This window comes from Streptomyces sp. NPDC047000, assembly GCF_040644295.1.
Classification (GTDB): Bacteria; Actinomycetota; Actinomycetes; order Streptomycetales; family Streptomycetaceae; genus Streptomyces.
In genome coordinates this window covers 1-2,844 of sequence record NZ_JBEYWE010000072.1, presented here as the reverse complement: position 1 = coordinate 2,844, position 2,844 = coordinate 1, and the positions used below count along the sequence as shown (strand labels likewise).

At 67.8% G+C, this 2,844-nt stretch carries 3 protein-coding genes and 1 pseudogene; 1 reads left to right on the top strand and 3 read right to left on the bottom strand.

Going from position 1 to position 2,844, the window contains the following annotated elements; all coding sequences use genetic code 11:
* Nucleotides 1–68: 68 nt before the first annotated feature.
* The 3 genes and pseudogenes from ABZ862_RS38375 to ABZ862_RS38365 form a co-directional block, all read right to left on the bottom strand.
* Nucleotides 69–760, bottom strand: a pseudogene (locus tag ABZ862_RS38375) (IS5 family transposase); the annotation flags it as partial.
* Nucleotides 761–924: 164 nt separating this feature from the next.
* On the bottom strand, nucleotides 925–1,986 hold the full coding sequence (locus ABZ862_RS38370; RefSeq protein ID WP_360969234.1) for an IS3 family transposase: 1,062 nt from the start codon (nucleotides 1,984–1,986) through the stop codon (nucleotides 925–927).
* Complete coding sequence (locus ABZ862_RS38365; RefSeq protein WP_360969231.1) at nucleotides 1,983–2,396, bottom strand: hypothetical protein; 414 nt, start codon at nucleotides 2,394–2,396, stop codon at nucleotides 1,983–1,985. The genes ABZ862_RS38370 and ABZ862_RS38365 overlap by 4 nt, the downstream gene beginning before the upstream one ends.
* 173 nt (nucleotides 2,397–2,569) lie before the next feature.
* Between ABZ862_RS38365 and ABZ862_RS38360 the strand changes: the two genes are divergently transcribed.
* Nucleotides 2,570–2,844, top strand: a 275-nt coding sequence (locus ABZ862_RS38360; RefSeq protein WP_360969228.1) for a cupin domain-containing protein, incomplete at its 3' end; no start/stop codon positions are given.

Genomic DNA, 2,844 nt, shown 5'->3' with positions numbered 1-2,844 from the left:
GCCCAGGAACCTCCTTCCGAGTTCCTCCCGGCTCAGCCGGGGATACAAACAGAGCGCCTCGTGGCGCACATGGTGCGTTCGATGGTCCAGCGGTGTCGGCCCAGGCGTGTGGACGACTCGATGCCTTTGCGGGCGATGCGGTGCCGGATGCCGCGCCGGGACAGCCATTGCCGCAGGTGGCGGTAGTCGTAGCCCTTGTCCGCGTGCAGCTTGCCGGGCTTGCGCCGGCGGGGACCGCGGCGGGACCTGATCGGGGGTATGCCTTTCACGAGGGGGATCAGGGCCTGGCTGTCGTGGAGGTTGGCCCCGGAGATGCCGACGGACAGGGGCAGACCGGTCCGCTCAGTGACCAGGTGGATCTTCGACCCATACTTGCCCCGGTCGACAGGATTCGGACCCGTCAGGTCCCCCTTTTCAGGGCCCGCATGTTCACCGAGTCGATCGCGCACCTCGACCAGTCCAGCTCGCCGCGGGAGCCGAGTTCGTCGAGGACCAGGCGGTGCAGCTTGGCCCACACGCGGGCCTTCGTCCACTCGGTGAACCTGCGGTGGGCCGTCGCACCGGACGGCCCGAACGGCGCCGCGGGAAGCTGCTGCCACGTGCAGCCCGACGTCGCGACGAACACGATCGCAGCCAGTACCTCCCGGTCACCGTGGCGACGCCGGCCGCCACCCTGAGGCCGTGACGGTGCTTCCGGCACCACCCGCTGGAACAACTCCCACAACTCGTCCGGCACCAGCCGCTCAACGATCCCTGCCATGAGCGGCAGCCTACCGAGCCAAATGAGATGACTTCTAAGTGGACGAGCCGACCGCTCCCCGCGCTCGTTGGTGAACAGCCGCCCGTCATGTGTGTGTGGGGGGCCGATCCCACACCCGGAGGTGCTCCGGAACCTGTCAAAGCGATGAAGGCAGGTAGATCGTTCTAACGCTGTGCCGGGATCAGTGGGCCGTCCGGTGCCGGCTGGTTGATCCAGGCCGCTGCGGGGACCTTCGGGGGCTCGGGTGGTTTGCGGACGAAGCGTTCGGGGTGCTTCGCGTAGACCGCCCGGAGGACGTCGGCATGCATGTCACGGAGCTGCTCGGAGAGGCCGAAGTGCACGTCGTAGGGCGTGTGCGGGCCGATTCCGGAGTGCCGGTGCTCCTCGTTGTACCAGGTGAAGAACTGGGTGCACCACGCGCGGGCGTCTTCGAGGGATCCGAAACGCTCGGGAAAGTCGTGCCGGTATTTCAGGGTCTTGTACTGGCTCTCGCTGTACGGGTTGTCGTTCGACGTCTTCGGCCGCGAATGCGACGTGGTGACGCCGAGACCGGCCGTCATCCGGGCGACGTTCTGCGCGACCATCGGGGACCCGCGGTCCGAGTGGATCGTCAACTGACCTGGTTCGATGCCGTACTTGGCGATCGACTCGGACAGGAACCACTCGGCGAGGTCCTTGTTCTCCCGGCCGGCGATCATCCAGCCGACCGTGTAGCGGCTGAAGATGTCGATGATCGTGTAGAGGCCGTAGTAGACGCCCTTGACCGGCCCCTTCAGCTTCGTGATGTCCCAGCTCCATACCCGGTTCGGGCCCTCGGCGACCAGCTCCGGAACGGTCCGGGGCGGGTGGACGGCCTGGCGACGGCGTTCACGGACCTCGCCGTGCCGTCGCAGGAGCCGGTACATCGTCGACTCCGGGCACCGGCAGACACCCCGGTCCAGGAGGACCGCGTAGATCTCGGCGGGCGCCATGTCGGCGAACTCCGGGGAATGGAGCACCTCGAGGACCCGTATCTCCTCTCCGGGCGCGAGAGCGCGGGGGTGTCGGCGCCGTTCTGGCCGCGGCCTGGCCGGGGCGGGGCTTCGGCGGTGCCGGCGGTAGTAGGTGGCACGGCTCACGCCGAGCGCGGCGCAGGCCTGGACCCGTCCGACCAGCCCGGTCAGCTCTTCGAGAGCCTGGTCGCGGGCGGTGTCGAACGCCGCGGCCGCACACTGGACCCCGTTCACTGGTTCTTCTCGCCGTTGCGGGTCGGGGCGCTGTCCGTGGCGAACTGGTCGAGCAGCGCGGAGAGTTTTCCCTGGATCTCGATGACGGTGCGGGCCTTCGCGAGGTCGGCTTCCAGGCGGGCCTTCTCCGCCTTCAGCTTCGCGATCTCCCTGTCTCTCGGGTCCGCCTTCGGGTGCCCCGCCGGCGCGGCGAGCGCGTCCAGGGCACCCTTGTCCCGCTGCTGCCGCCACGTCGTGATCAACGACGAGTACAGGCCCTCCCGCCGCAGCAGAGCGCCCTTGCCCTTCTTGTCCAACGTCTCGTACTCCGCGAGGACCCTCGCCTTGTACTCCGCGGTATACCGGCGCGGACCGGTCGAACGGGCTTCCACCTGCGGATCAGGGGTCCCGTGGTCATTCGTGCCGGCCACCCGGGCACTACTCCTTCTCCGCCCTCGACTCAATGATTCATTCAGTATGCCTGACTCGATCTACTTTGACAGAGAGGGCTCGGCCGTCCTCCCCGGATGCGCCCCGTTGCGCGAAGTGGTCGACTCGAAGACGACGGGAAGTCTCGGAGTCATCACGGAGAGGAGCCACAGCGATGCCAAGGGTTTCCAAACTGTCTGCGACGAACGTCCAGGAATTCGGGCCGGTGACCGACCGCCGCGAGGACATGAACGGGTACACCGTCGAATTCGTGTCCTTCTCAGCCGACGTCGACCTTGACGGGCCGCTGCAGGCGCTGCCCGGTGGGGCGTGCCAGTGTCCGCACTGGGGCTATGTCATCGCCGGACGCGTGCGCTTCACCTCCGGGGACCGGGAGGAGGTGTACGAGGCCGGTGACGCGTTCTACCAGCCGCCGGGACACCGGCCGTA